Annotated in this window: 3 protein-coding genes; 2 read left to right on the top strand and 1 reads right to left on the bottom strand. The window is 44.1% G+C overall.

All coding sequences use genetic code 11. The annotated features are described in order from the left end of the window. A partial coding sequence (acnB, locus tag B4K20_RS06405; RefSeq protein WP_289282293.1) for a bifunctional aconitate hydratase 2/2-methylisocitrate dehydratase occupies positions 1–2,330 on the bottom strand: 2,330 nt, incomplete at its 3' end. 121 nt (positions 2,331–2,451) lie between these two features. Between acnB and purB the strand changes: the two genes are divergently transcribed. Both purB and B4K20_RS06395 read left to right on the top strand, forming a co-directional pair. Beyond that, positions 2,452–3,819: an adenylosuccinate lyase gene (gene purB / locus B4K20_RS06400; protein WP_286304459.1), complete on the top strand. Its 1,368-nt coding sequence runs from the start codon at positions 2,452–2,454 to the stop codon at positions 3,817–3,819. Between the two features lie 2 nt (positions 3,820–3,821). Beyond that, a partial coding sequence (locus B4K20_RS06395; RefSeq protein WP_289282292.1) for a hypothetical protein occupies positions 3,822–4,104 on the top strand: 283 nt, incomplete at its 3' end.

Here is a 4,104-nt window from a genome sequence, read left to right as displayed (position 1 = left end):
CGTGTAGATGTCGAAACAACAGTCGCGCCATCAGCTACACGTGCCTGATTCCCCATACACAGGGAACAACCCGGTGTTTCTGTACGAGCACCAACACGACCAAACGTACTATATACGCCCTCTTCGGTCAGCTGGAATTTATCCATTTTGGTAGGCGGAGCAATCCATAACTTAACAGGTAAGTTACGCATATTTTCCAACACTTTACTTGCAGCGCGGTAATGACCGATATTGGTCATACATGAACCAATGAACACCTCGTCGATTTTATTACCTTGAAGCTCAGACAACGGTTTGATGTCGTCAGGATCGTTCGGGCAAGCCAATAGAGGCTCTTTAATTTCGTTCAAGTTAATTTCGATGACTGCAGCGTATTCTGCATCAGCATCAGGTTCTAATAACTGTGGATCATCCAACCAGGCTTTCATGCTATCAATACGACGACGCAAAGTACGCTCGTCCTGATACCCTTCCGCAATCATCCATTCCATCAGCGCCATATTTGAATTTAAGAACTCAATAATAGGTTCTTTATTCAAACGCACGGTACAACCATTTGCACTACGTTCAGCCGAAGCATCAGATAATTCAAATGCCTGCTCTACTTTGAGATCAGGTAAACCTTCAATTTCCAACACACGACCATTGAAAATATTTTTCTTACCTTTTTTCTCAACAGTCAGCAATCCTTGTTGAATAGCAGCGTATGGGATTGCATTAACTAAGTCACGTAATGTGATACCTGGTTGCATTTCACCTTTAAATCTAACTAGTACGGACTCGGGCATATCTAACGGCATAACCCCTAAAGCTGCACCAAACGCCACTAAACCTGAGCCAGCCGGGAAACTGATACCAATTGGGAAACGCGTATGTGAGTCACCACCAGTACCGACGGTATCAGGCAAAATCATGCGGTTTAACCAAGAGTGGATAATACCGTCACCAGGACGCAATGAAACACCACCACGTGTACTGATAAAGTCCGGTAACTCATGCTGTAATTTAATATCAACCGGTTTTGGATAGGCAGCGGTATGACAGAAAGATTGCATAACCAAATCAGCAGAAAAACCTAAACAGGCAAGTTCTTTTAACTCGTCACGTGTCATCGCACCGGTTGTATCCTGAGAACCAACGGTGGTGACCTTAGGCTCGCAGTAACTGTTAGGACGAACACCTTCAACACCACAAGCACGACCGACCATTTTCTGCGCTAATGTAAAGCCTTTACCTGTATCCACAGGTTCGACTGGGCGTACAAAAATATCCGATGGCTCTAAACCGAGGGTTTCTCGGGCTTTATCTGTCAGACCACGACCAATGATTAATGGAATACGGCCACCGGCACGGACCTCATCAGCCAGCGTGGTTGGACGCATACTAAATTCGCTGATGACATTACCCGCTTCGTTTAATATTTTGCCTTCATAAGGCAGAATGGTAATGATATCGCCAGTTTCCATATTCTGGACATCACATTCAATTGGCATTGCACCAGAGTCTTCCGCAGTATTAAAGAAGATAGGAGCAATATTATTACCGAGAATAACGCCACCCTGGCGTTTGTTAGGCACATAGGGAATATCATGTCCCATATGCCACAACACAGAGTTAATGGCTGATTTACGTGATGACCCGGTACCCACAACATCACCGACAAACGCCAGTGGATGGCCTTTTTCTTTCAACTTCTCGATGTCGCCAATAGGGTCATCCATTTTGCTGACAAGCATGGCTTTAGCATGCAGTGGAATATCAGGACGGCTCCAGGCTTCTGTCGCGGGTGATAGATCATCCGTATTTGTCTCACCTGGCACTTTAAATACGGTTAACGTGATCTGTTCAGCTAATTTAGGACGGGAGGTAAACCATTCTGCATCAGCCCAAGATTGTAATACGCGCTTGGCGTACTCATTATTCTCTGCTTTTTCAACCACATCATGGTAGGCATCATAAACCATCAATGTTTTGCATAAGGCTTTTTCAGCAGTCGCGGCTGTTTCTTCAATATCGAGTAGCTGGATCAATGATTGCACATTGTAGCCCCCCATCATCGTTCCGAGTAACTCGGTCGCTTTTACAGGAGAAATCAATGCACATGTCACTTCACCTTTTGCGATATCAGTGAGGAAGCCGGCTTTCACATAGGCCGCTTGGTCTACACCTGGCGGTACTCTATGAATAAGAAGTTCTAATAATTCTTCACTGTCATCGCTTCCGGATTTGAGCTGTTCAACTAAGGTAGAAACCTGTTCAGCATCAAGTGGTAACGGTGGTAAGCCAAGTTTGGCGCGTTCTTCAACTTGCGATTGATATTCTTTCAGCACGTATGTGTACCCCAAAGTTTGAGAATGAAACGGTGACATTTTACCTGAAAGCGTTTAGCACGAGCGAACTCTGCTATAATTTCGCACAAATTTATTAACTAAATCTTTCATCGGAGTATTCATGGATTTAACCGCTTTGACCGCGATTTCACCGGTTGATGGCCGCTATGCCGGAAAAACTGAAGCGCTACGCCCATTCTTTAGTGAGTATGGACTTCTGCGCGCCCGTGTAGAAGTAGAACTTCGCTGGCTACATTTACTCGGTAACAATGCCAGTATTCAGGAAGTACCGAAACTTAGTCAAGAAGCAGAAGCTTTTTTAGACAACATCATCAATAGCTTCTCTGTTGAAGATGCCCAAGAAATAAAAGATATCGAACGTGAAACCAATCACGACGTTAAGGCCGTTGAATATTTCATCAAAAGAAAATTTAAAGACAATGCAGAACTGAACGCTGTTAGCGAGTTTGTTCACTTTGCTTGTACTTCAGAAGATATTAACAATACCGCTTACGGTATCATGCTGAAAAATGCCCGTGAAAAAGTCATTTTGCCTGAAATGGATACGGTCATTGCTGCTATTCGTAAGATTGCACAGCAACACGCTGATACACCGATGATGTCACGCACTCATGGCCAGCCAGCATCGCCTACGACTCTGGGTAAAGAATTGGCTAATGTGGTTCAACGTCTCGAGTTACAACGTACTCATGTGGCTGCAGTTTTACTCTACGGGAAAATGAATGGTGCAGTCGGTAACTACAACGCTCACTATGCCGCCTACCCTGATGTTGACTGGCCGATGATGGCAAACGCGTTTGTTACAGGACTGGGACTGCGTTGGAATAAATACACCACGCAGATTGAACCCCATGACTACATGGCTGAACTATTCCAGGCAATGATTCGCTTCAATACGGTATTAATTGATTTTTGCCGTGATGTTTGGAGCTATATTTCTATCGGTTATTTCAAGCAAAAAACAGTGAAAGGCGAAATTGGTTCATCCACCATGCCTCATAAAGTCAATCCTATCGACTTTGAAAATGCTGAAGGTAACCTCGGCATAGCGAATGCCGTGTTTGATCATTTGGCTCTGAAACTGCCTATTTCCAGATGGCAACGTGACCTGACAGACTCGACTGTGTTACGTAATTTAGGTGTCGGTTTTGCACACTCTTTATTGTCATATAGCTCCGCCTTGAAAGGTATTGGTAAACTCGATCCAGCACCAGAAGTTATGGCCGCTGATTTGGATGCTAACTGGGAATTATTAGCTGAACCAATCCAGACAGTAATGCGTCGTTACGGTATTGAAAATCCTTATGAAAAGCTGAAAGATTTAACTCGCGGCCAGCGCGTTAATAAAGACATCATGCAAGCATTCATTGATGGACTGGATATGCCTCAAGAAGCCAAGGATAAATTAAAGGCAATGACTCCCGCTAATTATCTGGGTAACGCGGCAGAACAAGCAACAAACGGTTAACAATGATTGAAGCTATCCCGACTGACGATCCAGCAATCCCATTCGACAGTCGGGAATATGCAAGCCAATACACTATCGAACTCATTGAGTCAGCTAGGCAAGAAATTTGTTTTTTCGGTCCTGAGTTGGATAGTGTTTTATTCAACAATCAAATGGTCATCGATAAGTTAATCACATTTATCAACCAGAGTCAGCGCTGTACAGTTCGGTTACTTGTTCACAATACACGGCAATCTACAGCACAAAGGCATCTGCTCATACCTCTTGCTCAGAGACTCTCCAGGT

This window comes from Methylophaga sp. UBA5088 (assembly GCF_002414625.1).
GTDB lineage: Bacteria > Pseudomonadota > Gammaproteobacteria > Nitrosococcales > Methylophagaceae > Methylophaga > Methylophaga marina.
The sequence above is the reverse complement of the archived record's forward strand: the minus strand, read 5'-3'. Positions and strand labels throughout refer to the sequence as shown.

Excerpts from the sequence above, each read along its gene's own strand:
- purB (WP_286304459.1), top strand. The coding sequence starts at position 2,452 with ATGGATTTAACCGCTTTGACCGCGATTTCACCGGTTGATGGCCGCTAT.